Raw genomic sequence first — 24,632 nt, 5'->3', positions numbered from 1 at the left:
TCGTCGCCGCTCCCCTTAGACTTCCCACCGTTCAGGCGCGGACACCGCATAATCCACGCCGATCGCGGCGAAGTGCTTCATTGCGGCCTTGATCTTCGCATTCTCGCTCGGGCGGCGCTTCGCCGGGTCTTGACTCGACTTCGTTTCCCTCACCAGGTAGAGGTGCTCGGTGCCGTCCTCAACCTTGATAATCGCCCAGTCCGGGTTGTAATCACCCACCGGTGTAGGCACACGGAACTTGTCGGGCAGCTTCATGAACAACTTGATGTCCTCACGCCCATCCAAGTACTGAGCGAACTGCCGCTCCACTGCCGAGTCGAGCACGAGGTAGTCGAAGTCCGTCTTCTCCTTATTCGTCACCTTGTACAGCTGGTCGATGAACCGGTCCTTCTCCTCCAACCCATCGGCCTGAAGTTCGCGCAGCTCATAGATGGAGCCACCGATCGGCTCATACTGGATCCCGTCGATGAGGGTGTGAGCGAGCTCGGTCTCGATACGCTCGGTGACCATCTTGATGAAGTCATTCGGGTTCGCGAGGAAGTCCCCGATGCGGCCGGAGCCGAGCAGGATCTCGATGATCGTCTTCCGCGTCAGCGACGTTGATTCTTGAAGCTGGCTGATGATGTCCGGCAACGGATACGAGTCCGTGAGCACGGTGGACCGGGATCCCAGTTCCGTGCCTTTTGGGCCACCACGCGTGATCTCAAGCCCAGTTCGGGTGACCTGGATACGAATCGGATCGATCTGCGGCGCCTGCTGGATACTCGCCACGCTCCGTTTGATGAGGTCCTCACGATCGAGCGCCACGCGGTAAGTGGTGCGCGCGGTGATTGCCTCCCAGAACTCTTCGAACTCGGGGGTGGCGTAGACCTGCTTGTTGAGGGCGCGGGGCTGGCGCTTGCGCTTGTGCTTGACGATCGTTTCGATCTTGCAGCCATCGACAATCCGGATGACGTCTTCCTCGTAACCTGCGAACTCTTCGGGAAGGTTTACAGTGAAGCCCAGCTGGTCTGGCACCCATGTGCCCATCACCTCACCGGCAGCGTTGATGTAACCCTGGCTGAGGAGCGACTCCCAGATCTCACTGGAACGCTTCGTCCCCAGTCGCATCTCCTTACCCGTCACCTCATCAACCACCGGCAAGGCAGCGAACTCAGTCCGTCTCACGTATCCGATCGCCACACCAGCCTGCTTGTACTCATCCTGCAGTGCAGACGCGAACGCCTTATACGATTCGTTCGCCACGACAGTGAGTTGTGCGGTGCCCGCATCCTTGATCCGCTCACCGTCCTGGTTCACGGGCAGGCGCAGGCCACGGCCGATGGTCTGGCGGCGCTCCGTCTCGGTCGACATGTCACGCAGCGTGCAGATCTGGAACACGTTCGGGTTATCCCACCCCTCACGGAGCGCAGAGTGAGAGAAGATGAACCGGACCGGCTCGTCCATACTGAGCAAGCGAGCCTTGTCCTTCATGATCAGCTCATAGGCGTCATCATCGGCCTTTGTCTTGCCCGAGGAGTCCTTGAACGTGAGCTGGGCGTTCTTGCCCTTACCTGCCTTCATCTGCGCGAAGTATCCAGAGCGGGCCTCCACCGGATCCTCGGGCAGGAACGCGTGGGCGGCCGGGTTTTTCGCGCGCTCTTCAACGTAGATCGCGTCGAAGGCCTCGGCGAACGGGCCGCGCGCATCGAGGTTGTTGATGCCCTCACCGAGGTAGGAGGCGACCTTGTCGATGAAGAACAAGGAGAGCACTTTTATGCCGCGTTCGTGAACTTGGGTCTCTTTGCGGATGTGCTCCTTGATGGTCTCCTTGATCATTTCCCGGAACACGGCGTCCTGGTTGTCACCAATCGTCTCGCCAACCCGCAGGTAGCCGTAGTTGGTCAGCTCGATCTGCTCAGGGAGCACGCTGATCTCGTTGATCCGCCAGTTTCCCTCATAGGCCGGGTTACCGCCCGACAGCCGTTCCAGATCCGCGCCCTGGGTGGCGTTAACCTTCCGTTTGGCATACGAGCCGTCTTTCTTACGGCAGATCAACTCCAGGCTTGCTTTGAAGCTCGGGTCGCGTTTGACCTCCAGTAACTTCACATACGGCTTCGCCGCGCCGCCTATCTCCAGGGCGTCGGAGACGACGATCTTTTTCACCAACTCCAGCCGGTGAGCATCGAGCGGATCGAGCCGGTACACCACGTTGCGGGTGGTCCGGTGGGTTGCCGAGTAGCGCAGTGTGCACAGCGGGTTCAGGTCGGTGACAGCGGACTGGGAGAGCTGGGACTCCATGTTTTGCGGCTCATCCATGATGACAATCGGCCGAGTTGCCTGCAAGAAGTCAAGTGGCCGCAGGCCAGAGAGCTTATCGCGCTGCTGATGAATGATACGGGTGTTCTTATCGCCCCTAATCGAGTCGATCGTCATCACCAAGAACTGCAACGATGTAGCCGTAGCAAAATCTCGCACGTCCTCGGCGCGGTCACCGGAGTAAACGTTGTAGTCCATGTTGATTTGCGGGTACAGGTGGCGGAAGTGCTCGCGCATCAACTGGATGCTGGTCTTCACACCCTCCCGTATCGCCACCGACGGCACCAAGATGATGTACTTGTTGAACCGGTACTTGCTCGCGAGTTCGAACGCGGTACGCAAATACACGTACGTTTTACCGGTGCCGGTTTCCATCTCAATATCGAACTGAAGCCCATCCACCAGGGTGTCGTTAACCTCTAAACCGTTGCGGTCCTGCACCTGGCGCAGATTTACGGCAATCGTCTCCTCATCCAGGACAAGGTTGTTACCGTAGGCACCGATCTCGGCGAACAGGTCGAGCCCGTCTGGCGCTAGGCCAGGGATGTCGAGCGCCGGGTTGGGCGAGTAGTCTTCCAGCTTCGTGACGAGCTGGTCGGCATCGGCAGGCTGCCCATCGAATAGGTCAGTGACGGCCTCGATGGCGCTCGTCTGGTAGGGCTGGCGCGGGTCAAACTGGAATTTCATCGAACTCAAGTCCTTCTACGCCGTCCACAGATCAACATTGCGGGTGCGGCATTCCTGCACGAGGTTCGTCTTCAGTTCGTCATTCCCCTGGAACGCATCCTCCAAGACCACCAAGCGCTCAGGCTCCTTCGCGACCAGAGCACGGAGCTGATCCAAGGTCGGCTGCGTGTGCTCATCTAAGTAAGCCATCACTAGACCGTCCGCGACACTGAAGACGCTCAGGCCTGCGACCTTGATGATCTCGATCTTCTCCGTCAGCGAGAACCCAAGCTTCAGCAACACCTCAGTCAACAGTGCTTCGGGGCGGGCATGATCATCAGCCGAGTCCGCAAGATCGGAGAACAAACCAATCAGATCACCCTCGGACAGGCCCGAGTCGGCTTTCCACTTCGTGAAATTCGTATCTACGAGCTTGTAAGCGCGGAATCCAATATCGAGGGAATCCGCCTGGCCATCAAGTTTCGACGCTTCTTCCTCGAGAATCTTCTTACTCGCACGACGGATACGCTCACGAGTAATTTCTGAAATAGTTTCGTAACCTGCCTTGTATGCCTCAGATTTCTCATCCGTTGGTTCGGGTAGCTGAACGGAAATGCATCGGCGGTTGCCACCGTCCTCAGCGTTCAATGTCAAAACTGCATGAGCGGTCGTACCAGAGCCTGCGAAGAAATCAAGCACCAAGGAGTCGGAATGAGCCCCCTGAGCGATTAGAGTTTTCAGGAGTTGCAGGGGTTTAGGAAAGTCGAATATTTTTCCGCCTAGAAGATCGCGAACTTCACGTGCACCCTCAGTATTCGTATTTGACAACTTCTTCTCTAGTAAGCTCGAAAATCCTGTTTTGCTATTTCGCAAGTCTCTCAAGAATTTCTTTTCCCTTGGCCTGCCGTCAGGCGACTTTGGGAAAAGAATCCTCCCCTCATCCAACAGGGTTTGCATAGTCTCTCGAGACTTCGACCAGCCACGATTCGGGTTTGGGGGATAGTGAAAGCCCGTCTCGGGGTCGACCAAGTCATAATGCAAGTTTGGGCGCTGGCTAGCGGAAGCAAGCCCGGATAGGTCAACGCTCATCCAGGGGCCACGAGGGTCATTGTCTGGGTTCGAGTATTTACCCTGATCTATGTCCTGTCCTGTGAGCGAGGCATGTACGGTCCTACCGATCACCAAAACATAATCATGGTCTAACGAGAAGCGCGAGGAGTTTCTGCTGTCGGGGGTTTGTCGTCGCCGCCAGACGAATTTTCCCAAGACGTTGTGCTCGCCGAAAATTTCGTTGGTAATAAGCGTAAGCCGATCGACTTCTGACTCGTCGATACTGATAAATATCAGTCCGTCCTGGGTGAGGAGGTTTCTAGCGAGCTTTAGCCGTGGATACATCATGTTGAGCCAGTTGGAGTGGAAGCGCCCAGATGATTCCGAGTTCGTTGACAGTTTCCCGCCTTCGTCGGTCTGCCCGGTGAGTTCGAGGTAATTGCCGATGGAGTCGGCGTAATCGTCAGCGTAGACGAAGTCGTTGCCCGTGTTGTAGGGCGGGTCGATGTAGATCATCTTGATCTGCCCGTAATAGTGCTTTTGGAGGATCTTCAGCACTTCGAGGTTGTCGCCCTCGATGAACACGTTCTGAGTGGTGTCCCAGTCAACGGAATTCTCTTTGTCGGGCATGAGGGTCGACGTCGTCGGCGTTTGCGCAGCACGAATTGCCCGAGTCTTACCTGGCCAGAAGAGCCCGAACCGCTCCCGTGCATCCTCAACATCGTCACCAAGCAAGACCTTGAGCTTCTCGACGTCAGCCTTCCCGTCCGCAATCACCTCAGGGAACAGCTCAGCCAGGCGTTCGGCCGCCTCGGTTGCAAAATCGGGAGTGATCCCGGGAACCTGCTTCGTGGTGTCATCCATGTCGTGCTCCGTCGCAGTCGTTTGTTCCTAGCCTTTTCAGCCGAGCATATCCTTGCCTCGGCGCTCAGCACATGACGATACTACTCAAGTGCTGACGCCACGGCCGCCTCGACGCGCTCCAAAGAACCAGGCAACAGCGCTGGTCAAGCCGCTCGCAGCGGATCGCGGATCATCAATAAGACAGTCATCGTCGCGCTTCTCGCAAATACCAAACCGCAGGCCGTGGGAGCGAAGGGCACCCGCCAGAAGACGCCGACTACCCAGGCGCTAAACAGCAAGGACATCGGCACCACAGTCGTGGTGACCACCCTCGTCCACGAGGTCGGCGAGATCATGGCCCGGGTCGCGCTCGACCGCAACCGTGAGGTGGTCGGGGTGTTGCTGCCATCAATGGACTCGACCGAGTACCCGTTCTAAGGGCGGTCCGGACCACTCGGGAGGCGGGCAGACCGGATCGTCCCGCAAATCCTAGAGCTCGGACAAGACCGAAGTGTTCGGTCCTGCCGGGGCCGGCCGGAACGGCGGGCCCCGGCCGGAGAACCAGGGATCCGCGCGCCGGGAGCTCGCTGGGCATTAAAATCTACTGGACGAATCCGGGGCGATCTTCGCATATAAAAAGATCGCCCCGGAATCATCCAAGTTTTTCAAATCGCACGGCCACACCCGCACCCCGCCGCCGGGGGCGGCAATCCTACCACTCGCCCGTGGCATCCACGAGTCACTGCACCATCGCCGCGGCGGTGGCCCCTTGGCCCAGCGGTCGAAGCTGGCGGAGCACTGGTGGCGGGATATCCGGCCGAGGACCTGTGCTCGCTCGAATGGGACCCCACCGACGGCAGCTCCTTCGAGAAGCTCCTCGCCCAGCTCACGGTGGGCGCGAACGGCGTGCAAGGCGACGAGGAGGGCTTCGACAAGAACCACGTCAAGGTCCACGGCATGGGCTACAACGAGGCCGGCTCCGGTTACGGCCAGGTGCAGTGGGCGCCGTTCGCCCTATCGAATGGGCACTGGGCGTGGACCGATGAGAACCCGTGGGGCCAGCATTTTAACTACGACGCACCCGAGCCTCACGAGAACATCCAATAGTGGCGCTCCCTGATCGACAAGGGATACATGCCGCCGCTGTCGATCGCCACCTCGGGGATTGGCACAATCGAGTCGCTGACCTCGAGCGTCTACGCCAACCTGATCGAAGGGTCGTGGAACATCGCGAGCATCACCACGACGTCGCAAATCCCCATCCAAGCGTTCCCCACGCCGATAGGTCGGGACGGGAACCGAGCATCAGTGATGAACGGAGTGGGGCTCGCGGGCGGGCAGTCTGCCCTCATGCGCATGGCGGGGCGAGCTGCACTGTACCTTCAGATCGTGAGGGCGGAATGCGGGCGGGCGTCCGGGGATCCAGGCGCCTGCCCGCGGCCGGCCAACGGACGCCGGACTCCGGCGTCCGTTGGGCATAGCCCAGCGCTAAGCCCAGTTACCATGCTCCGTGAACACAAAATCGTCGCCCGGGTAGTCGCCGATCTTGGTCAGCCCGATAATAAAATCGATCAACTGCCAAATACCGAGCGTCATCCACGACACGAGCAGCATCAAAACACCAATCCCAACCTGACCGCGCAGAAAACGGTGAACGCCAAAGGTGCTGAAGAAGAACGACATCAGGATGTACAGAGTCTTATTCACCCTCTTCATTCCAGGCGCCTGAGGAGCAGCCATATCGTAATGCTGCTGGTACACATGCGGGGGCTGAGCCTGATACGTCGGCTGACCCTGGAACGCCGAGTTCTCCTGGAACCCCGGCTGAGGCTGGAATCCCGGCGTTGGCTGGGGCGGATTGTTCGGCGGAAAATCCTGATTAGACATGATATTGCGTGACCTTTCTGTGAAGGGTCGTGCTTACCCGTGGTGGTCATTCTAGCCGCACCCCCTTCACAACACCCACTCGCCCACAAGCCAAGCAGTGCATGCCGACTACGCAACCACCGGGTAACATTTATCGCCTAAACACGATACTATCGAGTCATGACGATCAGCAGCCCTCCCCTCGACCACTCCGCCACCGCGGTCTACGCCAGCCTCTTCCACTCACTGTCCGACCCCACACGCCTCGCCGTTCTCCACCACCTCTCCTACGGCGAGCACCGCGTGCGCGACTTGGTCGATCACCTCGGGCTCGCCCAATCCACCGTCTCCAAACACCTCTCCTGCCTGCTCGAATGCGGCCTCATCGAATTCCGCGCGGAGGGCCGCGCCTCCTGGTACTGCCTCGCCGACGCCGACGACCTCGCCTCCCTCCTCCAAGCCTCCGAGCACCTCCTCGCAGCCACCGGCTCCCAGGTCACTCTGTGTTCCCAACTCATGCACCCCAACGAGGCCTAAATGTCCCACCACATGCACTCACACTCTCACGCTGGCGCGGCCGGCTCCCCCGCGACGCCTGACCATCGGCGGAGGCTCACGATCGTCGTCGTGATCACGGGAATCATCGTGGCCGCGCAGCTCGTCGGCTCGATCGTCACGGGCAGCCTCGCACTGCTCACCGACACCGTGCACGCCCTCACCGACCTGTCCGGGCTGGTGGTCGCGCTCGTAGCCGCGACGCTCATGCTGCGCCCTGCCACAGCCCAGCACACGTGGGGCTTCCGCCGCGTCGAGGTTATTGCCGCGCTCGGGCAGGCTGTGCTGCTGCTGGTCGTGGGCGGGTATGCCGTGATCGAAGGCGTGCAGCGACTGTTCGCCCCGCCGGTCGTGCCCGCCGGCGAGCTCCTCGTGTTCGGCGTGATCGGGTTGTGCGCGAACCTCGCGGGCCTGCTCGTGCTACACGGCAGCCGGGAGGCCAACCTCAACCTGCGGGCAGCCTTCCTCGAGGTGCTTAATGATGCGCTCGGCTCGCTCGGTGTGATCGTGGCAGCGATCGTCATCTGGGCCACCGGGTTCCAACGCGCCGACGCCCTGGCCGGCCTCTTCATCGCCGCGCTCATCCTGCCGCGCGCGTTTGTCATCCTTCGCGAGACGATTCGGGTGCTCATGGAGTTCGCACCCGAGGGGCTTGATTTGGAGGAGGTGCGGCGGCACCTGGTCGCGGTGGATCACGTGGTGGAGGTCCACGACCTGCACGCCTCCGCCGTTTCCACCGGGCTGCCCGTACTCACCGCGCACGTGGTCCTCGACGATGAATGCTTCACCGACGGGCACGCCCAGCAGGTGCTGCGCGCCATGCGCGAATGCGTCGACCAGCACTTCGACGTTGCCCACACCACCTTCCAGCTCGAGGCGCCCGGGTTCCACGCCGGCGGGCACGCATGCTCGGTGCCGCAGGAGGCCGGGAAGTAGGGCTGGGCCGGCGGTGCGGAGGTGGCCGGCCGTCAAATCTCAGGACCCTGTAGCTTTTCATCGCCAAAATCGGGGGTTCGAGCCTCAGAGTCATGAGATTTGACGGGGCGGCGAGAGACCCGGCCCGGGCGGAAGATAAAACTCCAGGTCAGAGCGTTGCTCTCCCGTCAATGGAGATTCAGCACCCGCCAGACCGCCGAGCCGGCGTAACCGGTGAGCCTGAACAATCTCATCGCAAAAACCGGCCTTTTCGACCTCAGATTCACCAGTTAGCAATGCTCCGACCGGTACGGCCCCTGTAAGAGCGGCCACCCAACGTCCGCTGAAGTGAAAGCAGAACATCCGCAAAAGCGACAGTGAAACATCCGCAAGAGTGACAGCGAGACGTCCGCAAGAGTGACAACGCCACCCTGCGACCTCGGTAAACGCTGATTCCGGGAACGCCCAAAATACAGCCAAAGAAACCGGCGGGCGCACGGGCTTCACCTTGCCCAGCGGCTTCCACGTGTTACCGCTCAGCGCGCTGGGGCCCCAGCTCAGTTAACGACGTCGGCCGCCGTCCCGCCTGATTGGATCGTGCGCGCCATGCGCGTGAACGCGGCAAAGGTGTGGCGGTAGAACTCGGTGTAGCCAGCCCAGAGGTAGTTGCGGCCCGGCTCTCCGCTCGCCGCCAGGCACTCGGCCACAACGTCAACGCCCCTAGCCACGGATCACCCCCGGCAGCGCCTCGACGAGGGTTCCCAGCGCCACCCCCGCCAGGAGGATGCCGAAGGCCAACGTGAGCGTGGATTCCCGCACGCGCGTGGTTAACCTGGCGCCGACCAGCCCTCCGCACATGCTCGCCGCCGCAAACGCCAGCGCGATGTCCCAGTTCAGCTCCACACCCGTGCCGATTCGGCCCAACAGGCCCATGAGCGAGGCGATGATCATCACCAGCAGTGACGTGCCCGTGGCCTTCTTCGGCGAGAAATGCAGCACCAGCACGAGCGCCGGCACCACCACGAATCCCCCGCCCACGCCAAAGAACCCGGTGAGCACGCCCGTTAGTGTGGCCACCGCCAGCAACATCAGCGGGCTCGCGCCACGGGCCTCCCCGCCAGGCATGTCACCCGCATCTCTACGCATCTTCCACGCCTTGCGTAGCATCACCACCGCCACAACGCTGAGCATCACCCCGAACGACACCATGAGCACCGTCGGTGCCACGAGCGCCGACGCCCGCGCCCCGGCGAACGAGCCCAGCGCGGACAGCGCGGCGAAGATCAGTCCGTCGCGCCACCGAACGCGGCCCGCCCGCGCATGGGGAATAATCGACACGCACGCCGTCAACGCCACAATCACCAGCGAGGCCGCCGTAGCCTGATGCGGCTCCTGCCCCAGGATGTACACTAGGATCGGGACGGACAGGATCCCTCCCCCGGCGCCGAGCATGCCCACCACCACGCCGACCGCCAGGCCAATCACAGCTGCGAGGATCATGCGCGGCCTCCCAAGATCTGCTTCGCCCGGCGGAGCGCGAGCGCCCGCACGATGCGCTCCGCGAGCGACGTCGACTGCATTCCAAACACGGGCGTTCTCCTTCCTTCACGCGCGGCCGCGGCCAGGGCCGGCCTCTCACTCCACAGTCTAGAACCGGCCTCCGACAAGACTCCCCTCAGCCCGGCCGCCCAGGAAGCGCTCGAACGTCGCCCGTTACCTTATTGATAGGCCTGGATTCCTGAGATGATGGGCTTGTTGGCTGGACAGTCCTGGCATGATGATTTGTCCCTGTTTGTTAAATGATCCGGGGGCGCTGTGGAAATCTTCTCCTTGCCGTAGGGCAGCGTTGATAGTGTTATGCCACGAGCAACGAGTGCAGTTGAGGGGGTGCCAATGGTCGTCCGCGTGAATGTCGCGCCTGAGCTACTGACCTGGGCAACTGAACGTGCCGGTTGGGATAACAACGACATCGCAAGGCGCGCCCCGCACCTTCACGAATGGGTGAGCGGAAGCCGCACGCCCACCTTGAACCAGATCCAGAAGTTCGCCGCGGACACCTATACCCCCTTCGCCGCGCTCTTTCTTGACGAGCCTCCCGCCGAGCACATCCCCATCCCCGACATGCGAACTCTGAGCAACCGGGCAGTTGCCAAACCGTCGGCCAACCTTCTCGACACCATTTACGAGTGCCAGAATCGCCAAGATTGGTACAGGGAGTACGCCGAAGAGGTGGGCCTGCCCCTGGTACCATTCATTGGGGCGGCAACCATACAGAGTCCCGTGGCCCATGTTGCAGCCGAGATGATCGATTTGCTTGGCTTCGACGTTGCCCGCAGGCACAAGCTCCGCACAATCAGTGAAGCCCGCAGCGCCCTGATCGACGTCGTCGAGCAAGCCGGAGTCCTCGTGATGGTCAGTGGAATCGTCGGTAACAACACCCACCGCAAGCTGAACGTGGCAGAATTCCGCGGTTTCGCGTTGGCCGATGCCCGGGCGCCCCTGATCTTCGTCAACGGTGCTGACACGCAGGCCGCACAGATCTTCACAATTCTCCACGAGCTTGCTCACCTCTGGCTAGGACACAGCGCACTTTCTGACGCGGAGGTGGAAACGCATGCAGGGAACGCCGAAGAGTTGTGGTGCAACCGCGTCTCCGCCGAGGTCCTCATTCCTCAGGCCGTTCTCCGCGAGCAGTATGCGGGGGTCCTTGATGACGACGAGCTTGAACGCCTCGCCGGGATATTCAAGGCAAGCACACTTGTCGTGCTCAAGCGGCTCTTTGATGTCGGGCTATTGGCGTGGGACCCGTATCACGAAGCCTACGAAGCCGAGCACCGGCGCATCCTTGAGCTCCTCGCCAGCCGCCCAGCCCCGAGTTCCGGAGGCGATTTCTACAAGACACATCCACGCCGGGTCAGCGCACGGTTCGCCCGCGCTGTGCTCGAAAGCGCATTCGCCGGGGCCACCCCGTTCCGGGACGCCTACCGGCTCCTCGGCACGAAGAAGCCCTCGACGTTCGAAAATCTCGCTGACAGGCTCCTCACGGCATGACGTACCTGCTCGATTCCAACGTCTTCATCCAAGCCAAGAATCTCTACTATGGCTTCGACTTCGCGCCGGGTTTTTGGTCGTGGTTAAACATGGCCTTTGAACAATCTCAGATCCACAGCATCACCGCTGTTCGTAACGAACTTGTGCAGGGAAACGACGAACTGGGCGCGTGGGCACGAGCGAGGAAAGACTTCTTTCAAGAGATTGATGCCCCCACGACGCGCTACTTCACCGAGCTCAGTACCTGGGTTTACAACAACAATTTTACGCAGGTCGCGCGCGACAGCTTCACTGCGAGCCATGCCGACTTTTTGCTCGTCACTTACGCTCGCGCCCATAATCTCACCCTTGTCACTCATGAAACCTTTTCCCGTGGCGTCAACAGAGTCAAGATCCCCAACGCGTGCCAAGCACTCGGGGTTGAGTACACCAATACCTTCGACATGCTCAGACAATCGCAGGTCCGGCTGGTCCTTTCCGAGTAATCAGGCTCTCACCTCCGGGTGGCTAGCCGCGCCTCTTGTAGCTAACTAGTGAATCTGAGCAGTTTCAGTGTCAAAACCGGGCTTTTGAAGCCCCAGACTCACCAGTTAGCTACCGATCCCGATTTGCTGACCTCCCGGATCCGGGCCTCCACCTCGTTGGCGATCTCGGCGGGCGTGCCCACCACGTCAATCACGGCCCCGAGCTCGCCGGGCTGGAGGGCTTCGAGGGTGGCGTACTGGGAGTCGAGGAGGGAGGCGGGCATGAAGTGGCCGGTGCGGGCGCCAAGGCGGCTGGCAAGAAGGGAGCGGTCGCCGTCAAGATGCATGAAGATGACGCGGGCCGCGCCGTTGCGCAACACGTCGCGGTAGCTTTTCTTGAGGGCGGAGCAGGTGACGATCGTGGACCGGCCCTCGTTTTCCTTCTCGGTCATCCAGGCGCGGATGGTTTCGAGCCAGGGCCAGCGGTCGTCGTCGGTGAGGGGAACCCCGGAGTGCATCTTTTCGACGTTCGCCTGCGGGTGGAAGTCGTCGGCCTCGGCGGCGTCCCAGCCCCAGCGGTCTTGGAGGATGCCCGCCACGGTGGTCTTGCCGCAGCCGGCCACGCCCATGATGATCACGTGCAACGAGCCAGCGACGCCGCCGGCCGCTCCGAATGTAGCCGGCACTTTGGTACTCTCCATGTTCCTCACCTTCGACCGTTGGTAGCCGGACAGGCTTAGCGGCCGGCCCGGCCGAGCTCCCTCAGGAAGGTGTCGATTTCGGCGGACGTGGGCGCCGTGTTCGGCCCGCTCCGCCCGGCCTTGAGGGCCGCGGCCGCGTTGGCCCGCTCCACGGCGCTCATCATGTCAAGGCCCCGGTCCAGCGCAGAAAGCAGCACGCCCGCGTGGACGTCGCCGCACCCGTTGGTGTCCACCGGCTCGCAGGGGAAGGTCGGCACCGCGGTGACCTTGCCTCTCCCATCGTTGCGGCTCACCCGCGTGGCCTCGGCCCCGTTGCGTACCACTGCCCACGCACCTTCCGGCAGGGCGGCGGCCAATTCGCGCGCGACATCGTCGTGATCAAAGCCGGCACCGAGCACGCCGAAACGCTCGAGGATGACGGCGGCCTCGCGTTCGTTGGCGCTGAGGATGTCGCAGCGCGCGAGGACCGGGGCAAACAGGTCAAAGGGGAGGTCGGCGACGAGGGGCGAGGGGTCGACGAACACCGTGACCGACGGCGGCAGGCCGGGCAGCCAGCGGGCGAGGCCGTCGGCGTTTTTCGCGGTGGCGAGAGAGTAGCCGGAGACGTAGACGAAGTCGCCCGGGCGGAAGTCGATCGCATCGAGGTGCTCGATCCCGAAGTCTCCCTCCACCCCGATCGAGGTGATGAACGTGCGCTCGGCGGAGTCCTCGACGAGGGCAACGCAGAAGCCGTTGTCGGCGGGGAGGCGCTCGTAGTTGACGCGAACGCCCGCCTCCTCGAGCGCCCGGGCGATGACGGCCGCGTTCATGCCGGTGCCCACCAGCCCGCAGTAGAGCACGTCCATGCCGTCGCGCACGGCCGCAAGCAGGGAGTTCATCGCACCGCCGGCCACGGTGAAGGCCCCGGTGGCCACGATGTCGCCGCCCGGCTCGGGCATCTTCGCGATGCGTAGCACCTGGTCGACGATCACGGAACCCGTGTGAATCAGCGTCATGGCGCGTCCTTTCCGGCCGCCCGCGCGCGGCGCTCGAGGAGGGCGGGGGCAAGGGTGTCGAAGCTGAGCGAGTTGCGTTCGGCGATCTGATTCACGACGTCGGCCGGCCAGGTTTCCATGCCCGAGAGCGCGCCGCGCATGGCGCCGACCATCGCGCCGACCGTGTCGGTGTCGCCACCCGCCGAGGCCGCCAAGCACACGGCCTCCCAATCCGGGATGTCGAGCGCGGTGATCGCGAGCGCCGCGACCACCGACTCGTGCGACTGCATCGAGGTGCCGATCAGGTGGAAGAGGGCAGTGATCGGGTCGGGGGCTCGGCGGAGCTGGTCAATCGCCCATCGGGTGCGAAGGGCGATGTCGGGCGCCGTGAAGTGGGTGCCCTGGGCCGCGGCCTCAGCGGCCGCGGCCAGGCCAAACTCCAGGGCAGCGGCCAGGTCAGCACCGTCCAGCGCCGCCGACACCACCCCCGCCACCGCCGCCGCACCCGCCAGCGCCACCGACGTTCCGTGGGTGGGGCGAGAAGCCGCAACGACGGCGTCGACAAGCTCGCCCATCGGCTCAGACGGCACCACAATCCCCACCGGGGCCACCCGCATCGCCGCGCCGTTGGTGGTGCCAGTGCGGCCGGCGTCGGCGGGCGAAGCGCCCTCGCGGATCGCAAGAAGGGCGCGCTTGGTGGACGGGCCGAGGAGGTCAAGGGAGCCGCGCGCGATCATGTCGTTTTCCCAGGTGAGGAGGGCGTCGGTGAGGGCGCGGGGGTCAACCCGGCCGTCGGCGGCAAGGAGGCGGGCGAGGACGATGGCCTGCTCGGTGTCGTCGGTGATCATGCCCGCGGGCGCGCCCGCCGCGATGACTTGGCGAGGGCCGGCGGGGAGGAGGGAGTGGATGTGGCCGTAGTCGGCGCAGATGATGTCCGGGGGTAGGTCCTGCGTGGGCATACCAAGCGCGTCACCGATGGCCAAGCCCCACAGGCAGCCCTGCGCTCGCGAAAGAAGATTCATGTCCCGTCCTTACCTCGTGGCTACTTCCAGGGTAAGCCACGGGGCGGGGCGGGCGGGCCCGGTTTCGGCCCGAGGCGGGGCGCGCTGGTCTACTGGGATAGCAGGGCCGCGGCGTTCTCGCGGTCGATCACCACGACGTTGAACAGGCCCGCACTGACCGCCGCAGCGAGCGGCTCGGCCCGGTCGGCTCCCTCTGTGGCCACAATCCTCTGCGGAATTTGGCGGATTTCCTCCAGGGTTAAGCCGATGATGCGCTGGTCGAAGGCTCCAGCGACCGCGCGCCCGTCGGTATCGAAGAACCGGCCGCTGATATCCGACATGGCCCCGCGGCGCGCCAACTCGGCGAGCTCCACGTCATTAATCTCCGGCGCGAGCGCGGCCCGGTCCCAGGCGGAGCCGCCGAATCGGGTCCCGATGCCCGAGATAAAGACGTGGGCCTCGCGCGCTCGCCTCAGCACCTCGTTCGTCGCGTCGTTGCCAGCCAGCACCGAGGCAACCTCCGCATCGACGCCAACGAGCGGAGCGGCAAGCGCAAAGCTCTGCCCGTTTGTCCGATCCGCGAAGGCCTGCGCCACGTGATCGGGGTTGAGCGACCGATCGGCCCCGGCATACCCTCCCGATCCGGGCACGAAGGACACGCCCCGTGGGAAACTCTCGGCAGCAAAAGCGGGAAGCATCGCCACCGTCTGGGACGCCCCGATCGCCACCGCGGCCCCCTCCGCCAGCGCGGTCGCCAGGAACGACGCCGTCTCCCGGGCCACGTTCTCACGCGCGGCTTGTCCCGGGCCCAGCGCAGGCACGACCCGCGCAGCCTTCAGCCCGAACTTCTGTACAAGGGCCGCCTCGAGGTCCTCGTACGGCCGCGCGTCGCCATGGATGGAAATGGTGACAATGCCCAGCTCGCGGGCGCGCTCGACGTCTTCCCGTTCGAGCCGCTCCCCGCCGATCATCGGATCCTCAACACGCCACGCCTCACTGTCACGCCCCACCTGGGCGGCGCGTCCAAGGAAGCGGCGCGGATCGCCGCGCGGATTGGAGCCGAGGATATCCAGCGTTGGCTGAACGGCCAGACACCGAAAAACGCGGTCAACCCAGAGGTCTTAGAGGGCCGCTGAGGTTGAGCGCAACAGCGGCGCGTGCGAGTCACAAGACCCACACACGCCGCTTTCTTTACGCATATGCAACGCTAATCCCCCAGATGCAACACCAATTTCGCACTTTTTACCGTTGCACATTCCGGATGAGCGTTGCAGATACGAAGCCGGCGGGCCCGGCGGCGGGTGGGGTATTCGCCGGGTGGAGCCCCGGCGCCGGGCGCGAGCCCAACAGGCCCGGCGCTAGGCGCGAATCCCGGCGCCGAGCCCGCCTTCCGGCTACGTCAACCAGCCCAGCGGCACAGTGATGAGTCCGGGGAAGGCCACGAACAGCAGCACCAGCACGCATTGGGAGATGAGGTAGGGCAGCACGGTCTTGGCCACCGCCTCGATGCGCACGTTGCCCACAGCGCTCGCCACGTTCAGCGACGGCCCGACCGGCGGCGTGATCAGCCCCAGCACGTTGGCGAGGGTGAAGATAATGCCGAAGTACACCAGGTCCACGCCGGCCGTCTGCAGGACGGGGATGACGAGCGGGGTGAGGATGAGGATCGTGGGGATCACGTCGAGGATGAACCCGAGCAGGAACACGAAGATCATGAGCACCAGCACGAGCAGCTTCGGCTTGTCGATGAAGGGCTCCATGATCGAAGTGACCACGCCCGGCAGGCCCGAGATCGTCATGAAGTAGCCGGCCACCTGCGCGGTCGCGGCGAGGAACATGACGACGGCGGACATCTTCGCCGAGGACACGAGGGCACGGATGATCACCTTCATGTCGAGTTCGCGGTAGATGACGCCGCCCACGAACAGTGCGTACACGGCGGCGATGACGCCGGCCTCGGTGGCGGTGAAGACGCCGGAGCGCAGGCCCACGAGGATGATGACCGGCAGCAAGATCGCCCAGAAGGCACCGCCGAGGAGCTTGAGGAAGCCGAGCATGCCCGGCCACGGAACGTCCGAACGCACGGCGTCCTTACGGGAGACGAACCACCAGGTGGCCCCCATGAGTAGCACGAGGTAGAACGCCGGGACGATGCCGCCCATGAAGAGCTGGGTGATCGACACGCCCGCCGTCGCACCGTACACGATGAGCGGCACCGAGGGCGGCATGATCGGGGTGATGATGTTGGTGCCAGCCACCAGGCCGGCGGCCTTCTCGCGGTTGTAGCCGGAGTTGACCATCATCGGGATGAGGATCGCACCCAGCGCGGCCGTCGAGGCCACCGCCGAACCGACCAGGGCGCCGAACAGCATGGTCACCAGGATGGTGACATAGCCCAGTCCGCCGCGGATGCGTCCAACCGAGACGTTGGCCAGCGCGATGAGGCGCTGCGTGATACCGCCGCGGTTCATGAGCTCGCCCGTGAGGATAAAGAACGGAAGGGCCATCATCGACAGCGAGTCCGTGCCGCGCAGCAACTGCGTGGCAATGATCTGGGGATCAGTGGCGCTCCCACCGATCATGAGCGCCGACGCCGCACCCGAGAACAGCAGCGCGAACGCGATCGGAACACCGATCATGATGGCGGCGACGAGGAAGCCCGTCATCCCGCCCAGGATCGACATCCCCGATCGTGCAGTGAAAAGAATCTTGCTCATCGCCGCTCCTCCTTACCGTGGACGTGGCCCGTGTGCGAGCCGTGGTGCTCCGATCCGGTGCGCTCAAGCTCCTCGATCTCCGCGAGCGCCGCCTGCGCGCCGGCCTCGGCGTCGTCGTAGAGGGCCTCGGCCGAGTCGTCGTTCTGCGCCTGCAGCAGCTCCTCGATCGTGGTGCCGCGGATCATCCGCACGATGTTCGCCACCGCGAGAATGATGATCGCGACGCCGGTCACCGCACCCACGCCGCTGACAATCCAGCGCGGGAACTGGGTGGCCACCCAGCGATCGTTGAGCGACTGCTGAGCGAGCGAGATCGACCCCATCATGAGCAGATACATCACCCAAATGACGATGCCCTGCACAACCACGTACATCGCCTGCGCCGCGCGCAACGGCAACCGCTCGAGTAGGAAGTTCACGCCCAGGTGGCGGTTGTCACGGAAGGCGCCGATCGTGCCCAGGTAGACGAGGAAGATGAAGGACAGGCGCGCCACCTCCTCGGACCACGCAAGGCCTGAGTTAAAGATGAAACGCATGATGACGTTCACGAGCATGAGCCCCACCATGATGGCAAGGAAAATCGCCATGAGGTATTCGAGCGCCCGGAAGATTCTGTCTAGAGTTTTCGACATGTTAGTGCTCCAGAAAAGTGGTGGGGCGAGCCAGGCCCGCCCCACCGTGAGTCTTACTGAACGTCGCGGATACGCGCGGTCAGATCTTCAGCCCAGTCGTTCTCAGCAAGCAGCTTGTCCACGACCGGCTTGGTGGCCTCGATGAGGCGGGCGCGCTCGGCGTCGTCGATCTGCGTGACGGTCAGGCCCTTCTCCTCGAGGAACGAGCGCTCCTCGTCGACGGCGGAAATGTAGTTGGTCCACGCCTCCTCGGAGGCCTTGGCGGCGGCGTCGCGAACAACCCGCTGGAGCTCCTCGCTCAGACCGTCAAGGAAGTTGGCGGACGTGATCATCTCGAGGGTCGCCACGATGTGGTTCGACTCGTAGACGTACTTCTGCACCTCGTAGAAGCCCTCGGAGATGATGGTGACCATGCCGTTGTCCTGGCCGTCAACCACGCCTGTCTCGAGCGAGGTGAACAGGTCTCCCAGCGGGATGACCTGCGCCGACGCGCCCAGGTTCTCGGCCAGGCCGATGTGGATCTCATTGGAGGGCATGCGGAACTTCTGGCCGCGGAAGTCGTCGATCGAGGTCAGCGGCTTGGCAGAGGAGAAGGTGCGGGCCGAGTTCGGGCCCCATCCGAGGATGTAGGTGGTGGGGAAAGCCTCGTGGAAGTCGTCGCTCATCTCCTGGGCGATGTCTCCCGTCCACACGGCCTTTGCGTGCTCGAGGTCACGGTAGAGGAACGGCCAGTCCGAGATGAGCATCTTCGAGTACTCCTGGTTCATCGGGGTGCCGACGAGGACCATCTCGATCGTGCCGTTGCGCACGCCGTCCCACAGGTCGCCCTCGTTGCCGAGCTGGCCGGAGTGGTAGACCTCCGCCTTGAGCTTGCCGTCGGACTCCTCCTCGATCATGGGCACGAAGACCTCGTCGATCGCCTTGGCCATCGGGTGGCTGGCGGCCCAGTTCGAACCGATGCGGAAGGTGACGGTGCCGTCGCTAGAGGTGTTACCGCCGTCGTCCCCGCCGCACGCGGACAGGCTCAGCGCGAGGGTAGCCGCGGCAATCACGGAAATAATCTTCTTCATGGGGTTCTCCTTTGAATATCCACGCGTGTGATGCTGGTTGTGTTTAGGAAATCTTGATCATGACCTTGCTGGAGCCGGTCGTGCGATCGGCTGCAACGTTGAAAGCCTCGACGGCTTCTTCGATGGGGAATTCGTGGCTCATGAGCGGATCGACGTACAGGCCGTCGGCGAGCAGGGCGAGCGCCTGGTCCATCTCATCAACGAAGCGGAAAGAGCCGGCCCACGTGATCTCACGGGTGACGAGCTGGCCGAGCACCGCCTTGACCTCGTCAGCAGGCAGGTTGCCCACCTGAATGAGGAGGCCGCCGCGGGCAACCGCCTGGAGGACACCGCCGAGTGCACCCGGCGCGCCCGAGCTTTCGAAGACGACCTCGACGTCGCCCGGCAGCTTCTCCGTGCCGACCAGCACCGTGGCGTCCGCACCCAGCTCGCGAGCGCGCTTGAGGGCGGGCTCGGCCATATCGGCGGCGACGACGCGGGCCGCACCGAGCGCCTTCGCACCCGCGACGACGAGCAGCCCGATCGGGCCCGCGCCGTTGACGAGCACGGTCTTGCCCGCCACCCCGTCGGCCAGGTAGTCGCGGGTGCGGTTGATGGCGTGAAGCGCCACCGCGAGCGGTTCGGCCAACGCGGCACGCTTGAGGTCAAGCCCGGCGGGCAGGGGGCGTAGCTGATCAGCGCGCATCACCTTGAACTCGCACATGCCGCCGTCGGTGTGCGGGCGCATCGCGGCCGAGCCAAAGTAGCGCACGGACGGGTACAGGTTGTGGCGCTTCGCGATGTGCTCGGGGAGCACGTCGTCGCCCACCACGGTGGCCGGGTAGGCCGAGGCCTTCACGCCGACCAGCGCAGGGTCGACGTCGTCGCCAACCTCCACCACCGTGCCGGAGATTTCGTGCCCGAGCACGAGCGGATCGTGAAGGATGGCGGTTCCGGACGCACCCTTGAAGGCGTATCCGAGGTCGGAGCCGCAGATGCCGGCGTAGGCCACTTGCATAAGAACCTCGCCCGGGCCGGGCGTGGGGACAGGGACGGTGTCGACTCTCAAGTCGGCAGGGCCGTGCGCAACAACAGCTTTCATTTCGTTCATGTCTCGGCGCCTCCTTGCGCTTAAAATGACGTGCTCCAGGGCTAACATACCGCCTTACATCCTGGCTAGTATATAAGCTGATTTATAAGAAATCCAGTTTTGGACCATACTTGATATCAAGAATCGACGAGGATTGAGGCGCCATGACATCTAACGCGGGAGCCGTCTCCGCACGCCGCATCACCTACAACACGCTGCGCAACAGGATCATTAGCCTGGAACTGCCCCCGGGCTCACTCCTGTCCGAAAACGAACTCGCGCAGGCACTCGGCTGCTCACGCACTCCCGTCCGCGAAGCGCTCATCCTCCTCGCCGACAACGGGCTGGTCCACGTCGTCCCCCGCAAGGGCACGTTCGTCTCCAGCCTCAGCCTCGACGACATCCGTGACGCCCAATTCCTCCGCGAATCCGTCGAACTTCACGCGCTCGACTCCATCTCCTTCCCTTTGAACGACGACGTCGTGGCGCGGATCCACACGAACCTCGACCACCAGCACGAGTCGATCGAACGCGGCCCGTCCGAGTTCTTCTCCCTCGACGAGGAGTTTCACCAGCTGCTCCTCGAGCTCAGCGGGCACCGACGCCTGTGGCAGCAGGTGGCCGACTACAAGACCCACCTCGACCGCGCCCGCTTCCTCGGGCTGACCACGCGCGACTCCCTCGCCCGCTTCCACCAGGAGCACGTGCAGATCACTGAGTCCCTGCTCGCCGAGGACCTCGCGGCGGCCCACGCCACCCTGTGCGCCCACCTGCGGATCGTGCTCGATGACCTCAAGAACGCCATGACCCGCTACCCCGCGATCTTCAAGCTGACGGAATTGGCGGAGACCGACCTGTAACCAACTGGTGAGAAAAAGCAGTTTCATTGATAAAACCTGGCTTTTTGGCCCCAGACTCACGAGTTAGCCACGCCAGAGCCGCTGCCGGTAAGGGTCCGGCGCCGGGCGGCGAGCGGGGTGCAAAGCCCCGCCCTACCGTGCACTTATGGGCATGAACGCGCCAACCATTCCGCTAGTGAGCACAGCATCTTAGAATTGGATTATTGCTAGAACCCGTCAAAGGAGCAGGAATGAAACTGGCATTTGGTTGTGACCCCAACGCTTCGGAGCTGAAGGAAATCCTCATGGCGAAGGCCACTGAGCTTGGTCATGAAGTCGCTGATCTTGGATCCGACGATCCGATCTACGCCAACGTTGCTTTCGACGTCGCCACCGCGGTGGCCGGCGGCGAGTACGACCGCGGCATCCTCGTGTGTGGCACCGGCATTGGCGTGTCGATCGCAGCCAACAAGGTTGAGGGCGCGTACTGCGCCTGCATCCACGACGTCTACCAGGCCGAGCGCGCCGTCCTGTCGAACAACGCCAACCTCATCGCGATGGGTTCGCAGGTGATCGGCACCAAGCTGGCCGAGAAGCTTCTCGAGGAGTACCTCAAGTACACTTACGATCCCAACAGCCGCTCGAAGGACAAGGTCAATCGCATCTGCGAGTTCGAGCGCCAGTAACCACCGCGTCAAGCAAGCCGCCGGGCGGGGCATTGTCCCCCGCCCGGCGGCTTCGCGTTAGCCCACCGGTCCACCCACATCAATCCTCGCGCTGCCCGACCACCCGCGTTTATCGTCACCAAAAGTGTTTTGTGCACACCAAAATCGGCCATTTGAGTGACGAGAAAACACTTTGCGTGCCGTGAAAACGAAAGACGTGAAAGCTGAAAGGGAGGCAGGCACCCCCGCCGAAGGCCCAGCCCACGCGCGGCCCGGCCCCGGCTACTCGGGCACGACCGCGATCTTCACCCCTACCCGGTCGTGGAGCGCCTGGTAGGCGTCGGCCACACGGGAGAGGGGGAAGGTGTGGGTGACGATCTCGTCCACGTTGATCTTGCCCGCCTCGAGCAGTTTGATCGCGCGCTTGACGTCGCGCCGCCGGGCGTTGGACCCGCCGGTGACGGCCAGTTCCTTGTAGTGGATGAGGTTGGGCTCCAGCTCCGAGGTCGAGCCCTTGGGGAATCCGGCGAAGTAGCTGACACGCCCGCCGTCGGCGGCGAGTTCGAGCGCGTCCTGGGCAAGTGCTTCGGCGCCAATGCACACGATGACAACGTTGGCTCCGGCCCCGCCCGTCACCTCGGCCACGCGCGCGGGCAGCTCCTCCGGCCCCACGCCGATCGCGCCGAGCCGGTCCGCCACCTTCCGCCGCTCCTCGCCGCGGTTTGACACGAACACGTAACTTGCCCCAGAGGCGAGGGCGAGTTGGGCGTGGATGAGCCCGATGGGCCCGGCGCCGAGGATGGCCACGGTCTCCCCCGAGTTCACCTTGAATTGGTCGAGCCCGTTGAGGCAACACGAGATCGGTTCAGCGAGGCACAGGGCGCGCGGGTCGAGCTCGGCGTCGGTGAGGAACAGGTTCCCGCGGCGCAGTGCGCGTTCAGGCACGATCATGTATTCTTGCAGGCCGCCGTCGATCCCGTAGCCGAACAGTTCGAGGTTGAGGCAGAGGTGCTCGCGGTCAGCGAGGCAGTTGCGGCAGTACCCGCAGGAGACGACGATCGACACGGTGGCCTGCCGCCCCACTTCGAGGTCGGGCATGATGTCGATCGCGCCCTCCCCGATTGCGGCCACGCGGCCGGCGAGTTCGTGTCCGGGCACGACGCCGGGGCGCACGCCCGCCGTTTTCGCACCGGTGTAGAGCCGGTAGTCGGTGCCGCACAGGGTGTTGGCTTCGATCTTCAGCAGGACCTCGCCGGGGCCGGGTTCGGGGCGGTCCTTGGTGACGAGTTCGAGGTCGTGGGGTGCGTTGAGGTGGGCGGCGAGCATGTGTCCTCCTTGTGCCGGGGCCGGGGTGTACCGGTGGGGGCGGCGCCCGGCCGCCCCCACCGAGGGTTACTTGATGACGTGCGGGACTACCTTCATCAGGATAGCGAACGAGGTGGCGCCGGGGTCGGGCGTGCCCACCGACTTGTCTCCGTGCGTGCGAGCGCGGCCCTTCTTTGCGGCGAAGTTCGCGGTGCCCGCGGCGGCTTCTTCGGCGGCGTCGGCGGCGTCGGCCCACGCGTCCACGAGTTCGGCGTCGGTGCCGGCGAGCGCGTCGGCGAACGGTTCGGAGGCGTCCACGATGGTCTTGTCGCCCACCGCGGCCCCGCCCATGGTGACGAAGGATCGCACTCCGTCGACGACAGCGGCCTTGACTCCCGCGTCATCCGTCGCGGCGTCGTCGGACAGGCCCGCTCCGACCTTGGCGAGCGCCCCGCCCCATAGTGCACCGGCGGTTCCGCCCGCGCCCTCGGACCAGGCGGCTCCCGCCCGGGCGAGCAGGGTGCGAGCTCCAGCTCCGGCCTCGACGGCCTCGCGCGCGGCCTTGGCCGCCGCCGTAGCGCCGAGCACCATGCCCTGGCCGTGGTCGCCGTCGCCGGCGACGGAGTCCATGTGCCCCAGTTCGTGCTCCACCTCGCGCGCCCGCTCCTCGAACGCGGCGAGCACGCGGGCGATCACCTTGGCCTGCTCGGCCGACTCCGGGGCGCCCGCCTCGATCTCGGCCTGCTCTTCGTCGGCAACGACCCGCCGCTCCGCCGAGCCCGCATCCACGCTACCCACCCGGTAGGCGGGGGTGTCGGCGGGGGCGAGCCAGAGTCGCTCGAGTTCGTCGTCGAGGAACATGAGCGACAGGGAGATACCGGCCATGTCGAGCGAGGTGACCTGCTCATCTACCACCGGGCCCACGATGGTCAGCCCGCGATCTTCGAGCATGCGCTTAACAGCCCCGTAGAAGACGAACATTTCCTCGTACTTCGTGGCGCCCAGGCCGTTGACCAGCACGGCCACCCGGCCTTCGTAGCCGGCCTCGCCGCGGGCGGGCTCCTCCTCGAGGAGTTTGTCGATGATCATCGCGGCGATGTCGTCGCAGCTCATCATCTCGTGCTCGGAGATGCCGGGCTCGCCGTGGATGCCCAGGCCCAGGCCGAACGTGCCGGGTGCCACCTCGAACAGCGGCTCGGTGGCGCCGGGGAAGGTGCAGCCGGTGAAGGCCACGCCGAGCGTGCGCGTGCGGGCGTTGGCGCGGACGGCCACCGCTTCGACGTCGTCGATGCTCATCCCCTCGGCGGCCGCGGCGCCGGCGGCCTTGACCACCAGCAGGTCGCCAGCGATCCCGCGCCGATCCAGGTGGTTCTCAGGCGTGTTGGAGGCGATGTCATCAGAAATCGTAAAGATGCGCACATCCTGGCCCTCGGCGCGCAGCTGTTCGGCGGCGTTGCCGAAGTGGAGGACGTCGCCGGCGTAGTTGCCGAACATGATGATGGTGCCACCGCCGTTATCGGCGGCCCGGCACACGGACGTGGCCTGCGAGGCCGACGGCGAGGAGAAGATGTTGCCGCACACAGCACCGTGCGCCATGCCCTGGCCCACCCAGCCGGCGAACGCCGGGTAGTGGCCCGAACCGCCGCCGACGACGATCGACACCTCCCCCTTCGGCGAGGCTCCCGTCCGCACGACTCCGCCGTGAACGGGCTGGACGTAGGTTGAGTATGCTGCGGCGAAGCCTGCCACGGCCTCCGCCGGGAACTTTTCTGGATCGTTGACGAGGAACGTCATTGTTCTGTCCTTTCTAAGGGGTTGTCGGATGTGCTGGGTGCGGATACGGGGGTGGCGTGGGCCGGCCCGGCGCAACGCCCGAGGGCTGGTCCCCCTTGCGCGCCGCCAGTCTCACGCGGGGCAGAGCAACGGCGGGTGCGGCACCCTGCCGCACCCG

Annotated in this window: 23 protein-coding genes; 8 read left to right on the top strand and 15 right to left on the bottom strand. The window is 64.1% G+C overall.

Translation table 11 applies throughout. The features are described from left to right. Positions 1–15: 15 nt before the first annotated feature. Together HMPREF3174_RS02680 and HMPREF3174_RS02675 are read right to left on the bottom strand one after the other, a co-directional pair. A complete protein-coding gene (locus tag HMPREF3174_RS02680; protein ID WP_070447761.1) occupies positions 16–2,985 on the bottom strand; it encodes a restriction endonuclease in 2,970 nt (989 codons plus the stop codon). Positions 2,986–3,000: 15 nt separating this feature from the next. After that, positions 3,001–4,878 (bottom strand): site-specific DNA-methyltransferase, encoded by a 1,878-nt coding sequence (locus HMPREF3174_RS02675; protein ID WP_070444814.1) that lies wholly within the window; start codon positions 4,876–4,878, stop codon positions 3,001–3,003. Between the two features lie 222 nt (positions 4,879–5,100). Between HMPREF3174_RS02675 and HMPREF3174_RS02670 the strand changes: the two genes are divergently transcribed. Together HMPREF3174_RS02670 and HMPREF3174_RS02665 are read left to right on the top strand one after the other, a co-directional pair. After that, positions 5,101–5,295, top strand: a complete 195-nt coding sequence (locus HMPREF3174_RS02670; RefSeq protein ID WP_062613266.1) for a hypothetical protein — start codon at positions 5,101–5,103, stop codon at positions 5,293–5,295. Positions 5,296–5,658: 363 nt separating this feature from the next. Then, a complete protein-coding gene (locus HMPREF3174_RS02665; protein WP_062613265.1) occupies positions 5,659–5,964 on the top strand; it encodes a hypothetical protein in 306 nt (101 codons plus the stop codon). 381 nt (positions 5,965–6,345) lie between these two features. Here the strand turns inward: HMPREF3174_RS02665 and HMPREF3174_RS09525 are convergent, their stop codons facing one another. Beyond that, a complete protein-coding gene (locus HMPREF3174_RS09525; protein ID WP_083280982.1) occupies positions 6,346–6,744 on the bottom strand; it encodes a TM2 domain-containing protein in 399 nt (132 codons plus the stop codon). Positions 6,745–6,903: 159 nt separating this feature from the next. Here HMPREF3174_RS09525 and HMPREF3174_RS02655 point away from each other — a divergent pair, with 159 nt between their 5' ends. After that, complete coding sequence (locus HMPREF3174_RS02655) at positions 6,904–7,260, top strand: ArsR/SmtB family transcription factor (RefSeq protein WP_070447758.1); 357 nt, start codon at positions 6,904–6,906, stop codon at positions 7,258–7,260. Beyond that, positions 7,261–8,214 (top strand): cation diffusion facilitator family transporter, encoded by a 954-nt coding sequence (locus HMPREF3174_RS02650; RefSeq protein ID WP_083297657.1) that lies wholly within the window; start codon positions 7,261–7,263, stop codon positions 8,212–8,214. Between the two features lie 536 nt (positions 8,215–8,750). Here the strand turns inward: HMPREF3174_RS02650 and HMPREF3174_RS09180 are convergent. Beyond that, a complete protein-coding gene (locus HMPREF3174_RS09180; RefSeq protein WP_143601975.1) occupies positions 8,751–8,921 on the bottom strand; it encodes an arylsulfatase-activating aslB domain protein in 171 nt (56 codons plus the stop codon). Beyond that, positions 8,914–9,693, bottom strand: coding sequence for a sulfite exporter TauE/SafE family protein (locus tag HMPREF3174_RS02645; protein ID WP_070447755.1), 780 nt, complete (start codon positions 9,691–9,693; stop codon positions 8,914–8,916). The genes HMPREF3174_RS09180 and HMPREF3174_RS02645 overlap by 8 nt, the downstream gene beginning before the upstream one ends. 393 nt (positions 9,694–10,086) lie before the next feature. Between HMPREF3174_RS02645 and HMPREF3174_RS02640 the strand changes: the two genes are divergently transcribed. Both HMPREF3174_RS02640 and HMPREF3174_RS02635 read left to right on the top strand, forming a co-directional pair. Continuing rightward, entirely contained in the window at positions 10,087–11,244 is a 1,158-nt protein-coding gene (locus HMPREF3174_RS02640; RefSeq protein WP_068538607.1) for an ImmA/IrrE family metallo-endopeptidase, read from the top strand. Beyond that, entirely contained in the window at positions 11,241–11,729 is a 489-nt protein-coding gene (locus tag HMPREF3174_RS02635) for a DUF4411 family protein (RefSeq protein WP_070447751.1), read from the top strand. Before HMPREF3174_RS02640 ends, HMPREF3174_RS02635 begins: the two co-directional genes overlap by 4 nt. Before the next feature lie 98 nt (positions 11,730–11,827). On the opposite strand, the gene HMPREF3174_RS02630 is transcribed toward HMPREF3174_RS02635, so the two are convergent. The 8 genes from HMPREF3174_RS02630 to HMPREF3174_RS02595 form a co-directional block, all read right to left on the bottom strand. Further along, positions 11,828–12,409 (bottom strand): gluconokinase, encoded by a 582-nt coding sequence (locus tag HMPREF3174_RS02630; RefSeq protein ID WP_083297656.1) that lies wholly within the window; start codon positions 12,407–12,409, stop codon positions 11,828–11,830. Positions 12,410–12,444: 35 nt separating this feature from the next. Next, positions 12,445–13,404, bottom strand: a complete 960-nt coding sequence (locus tag HMPREF3174_RS02625; protein WP_070447747.1) for a PfkB family carbohydrate kinase — start codon at positions 13,402–13,404, stop codon at positions 12,445–12,447. Next, positions 13,401–14,405, bottom strand: a complete 1,005-nt coding sequence (locus HMPREF3174_RS02620; RefSeq protein WP_062613254.1) for an ADP-ribosylglycohydrolase family protein — start codon at positions 14,403–14,405, stop codon at positions 13,401–13,403. Before HMPREF3174_RS02620 ends, HMPREF3174_RS02625 begins: the two co-directional genes overlap by 4 nt. An 89-nt stretch (positions 14,406–14,494) precedes the next feature. Beyond that, positions 14,495–15,394: a sugar-binding transcriptional regulator gene (locus HMPREF3174_RS02615; RefSeq protein WP_148132149.1), complete on the bottom strand. Its 900-nt coding sequence runs from the start codon at positions 15,392–15,394 to the stop codon at positions 14,495–14,497. Between the two features lie 384 nt (positions 15,395–15,778). Further along, the gene (locus HMPREF3174_RS02610; RefSeq protein ID WP_210382919.1) at positions 15,779–17,101 is read right to left on the bottom strand and encodes a TRAP transporter large permease; all 1,323 of its coding nucleotides are present in this window, start codon (positions 17,099–17,101) and stop codon (positions 15,779–15,781) included. Next, entirely contained in the window at positions 17,098–17,733 is a 636-nt protein-coding gene (locus HMPREF3174_RS02605) for a TRAP transporter small permease (protein WP_083200540.1), read from the bottom strand. The genes HMPREF3174_RS02610 and HMPREF3174_RS02605 overlap by 4 nt, the downstream gene beginning before the upstream one ends. A gap of 53 nt (positions 17,734–17,786) precedes the next feature. After that, positions 17,787–18,803, bottom strand: a complete 1,017-nt coding sequence (gene dctP, locus HMPREF3174_RS02600; protein WP_070444798.1) for a TRAP transporter substrate-binding protein — start codon at positions 18,801–18,803, stop codon at positions 17,787–17,789. Positions 18,804–18,846: 43 nt separating this feature from the next. Then, entirely contained in the window at positions 18,847–19,893 is a 1,047-nt protein-coding gene (locus HMPREF3174_RS02595; protein WP_201783149.1) for an L-idonate 5-dehydrogenase, read from the bottom strand. Positions 19,894–20,036: 143 nt separating this feature from the next. On the opposite strand from HMPREF3174_RS02595, the gene HMPREF3174_RS02590 reads away from it, so the two are divergent. Further along, entirely contained in the window at positions 20,037–20,732 is a 696-nt protein-coding gene (locus HMPREF3174_RS02590) for a GntR family transcriptional regulator (protein ID WP_062613246.1), read from the top strand. Between the two features lie 230 nt (positions 20,733–20,962). Further along, a complete protein-coding gene (locus tag HMPREF3174_RS02585) occupies positions 20,963–21,397 on the top strand; it encodes an RpiB/LacA/LacB family sugar-phosphate isomerase (RefSeq protein WP_062613245.1) in 435 nt (144 codons plus the stop codon). Positions 21,398–21,658: 261 nt separating this feature from the next. Here the strand turns inward: HMPREF3174_RS02585 and HMPREF3174_RS02580 are convergent, their stop codons facing one another. Next, positions 21,659–22,702: an alcohol dehydrogenase catalytic domain-containing protein gene (locus tag HMPREF3174_RS02580; RefSeq protein WP_070447740.1), complete on the bottom strand. Its 1,044-nt coding sequence runs from the start codon at positions 22,700–22,702 to the stop codon at positions 21,659–21,661. Positions 22,703–22,768: 66 nt separating this feature from the next. Continuing rightward, positions 22,769–24,475, bottom strand: a complete 1,707-nt coding sequence (locus tag HMPREF3174_RS02575) for a dihydroxyacetone kinase family protein (protein WP_062613241.1) — start codon at positions 24,473–24,475, stop codon at positions 22,769–22,771. Between the last annotated feature and the right edge of the window lie 157 nt (positions 24,476–24,632).

Origin of the sequence: Trueperella sp. HMSC08H06 (genome assembly GCF_001808465.1) — a bacterium.
Lineage (GTDB): Bacteria > Actinomycetota > Actinomycetes > Actinomycetales > Actinomycetaceae > Trueperella > Trueperella bernardiae.
Note: the sequence above shows the minus strand (reverse complement) of the source record. Positions and strands in the feature narration are given on the sequence as shown.

Excerpts from the sequence above, each read along its gene's own strand:
- HMPREF3174_RS02645 (WP_070447755.1), bottom strand. The coding sequence starts at position 9,693 with ATGATCCTCGCAGCTGTGATTGGCCTGGCGGTCGGCGTGGTGGTGGGC.
- HMPREF3174_RS02635 (WP_070447751.1), top strand. The coding sequence starts at position 11,241 with ATGACGTACCTGCTCGATTCCAACGTCTTCATCCAAGCCAAGAATCTC.
- HMPREF3174_RS02625 (WP_070447747.1), bottom strand. The coding sequence starts at position 13,404 with ATGACGCTGATTCACACGGGTTCCGTGATCGTCGACCAGGTGCTACGC.
- dctP (WP_070444798.1), bottom strand. The coding sequence starts at position 18,803 with ATGAAGAAGATTATTTCCGTGATTGCCGCGGCTACCCTCGCGCTGAGC.
- HMPREF3174_RS02630 (WP_083297656.1), bottom strand. The coding sequence starts at position 12,409 with ATGGAGAGTACCAAAGTGCCGGCTACATTCGGAGCGGCCGGCGGCGTC.
- HMPREF3174_RS02605 (WP_083200540.1), bottom strand. The coding sequence starts at position 17,733 with ATGTCGAAAACTCTAGACAGAATCTTCCGGGCGCTCGAATACCTCATG.
- HMPREF3174_RS02650 (WP_083297657.1), top strand. The coding sequence starts at position 7,261 with ATGTCCCACCACATGCACTCACACTCTCACGCTGGCGCGGCCGGCTCC.
- HMPREF3174_RS02595 (WP_201783149.1), bottom strand. The coding sequence starts at position 19,893 with ATGAACGAAATGAAAGCTGTTGTTGCGCACGGCCCTGCCGACTTGAGA.
- HMPREF3174_RS02680 (WP_070447761.1), bottom strand. The coding sequence starts at position 2,985 with ATGAAATTCCAGTTTGACCCGCGCCAGCCCTACCAGACGAGCGCCATC.
- HMPREF3174_RS02675 (WP_070444814.1), bottom strand. The coding sequence starts at position 4,878 with ATGGATGACACCACGAAGCAGGTTCCCGGGATCACTCCCGATTTTGCA.
- HMPREF3174_RS02590 (WP_062613246.1), top strand. The coding sequence starts at position 20,037 with ATGACATCTAACGCGGGAGCCGTCTCCGCACGCCGCATCACCTACAAC.
- HMPREF3174_RS02580 (WP_070447740.1), bottom strand. The coding sequence starts at position 22,702 with ATGCTCGCCGCCCACCTCAACGCACCCCACGACCTCGAACTCGTCACC.
- HMPREF3174_RS02620 (WP_062613254.1), bottom strand. The coding sequence starts at position 14,405 with ATGAATCTTCTTTCGCGAGCGCAGGGCTGCCTGTGGGGCTTGGCCATC.
- HMPREF3174_RS02575 (WP_062613241.1), bottom strand. The coding sequence starts at position 24,475 with ATGACGTTCCTCGTCAACGATCCAGAAAAGTTCCCGGCGGAGGCCGTG.
- HMPREF3174_RS02585 (WP_062613245.1), top strand. The coding sequence starts at position 20,963 with ATGAAACTGGCATTTGGTTGTGACCCCAACGCTTCGGAGCTGAAGGAA.
- HMPREF3174_RS02610 (WP_210382919.1), bottom strand. The coding sequence starts at position 17,101 with ATGAGCAAGATTCTTTTCACTGCACGATCGGGGATGTCGATCCTGGGC.
- HMPREF3174_RS02655 (WP_070447758.1), top strand. The coding sequence starts at position 6,904 with ATGACGATCAGCAGCCCTCCCCTCGACCACTCCGCCACCGCGGTCTAC.
- HMPREF3174_RS02640 (WP_068538607.1), top strand. The coding sequence starts at position 10,087 with ATGGTCGTCCGCGTGAATGTCGCGCCTGAGCTACTGACCTGGGCAACT.
- HMPREF3174_RS09525 (WP_083280982.1), bottom strand. The coding sequence starts at position 6,744 with ATGTCTAATCAGGATTTTCCGCCGAACAATCCGCCCCAGCCAACGCCG.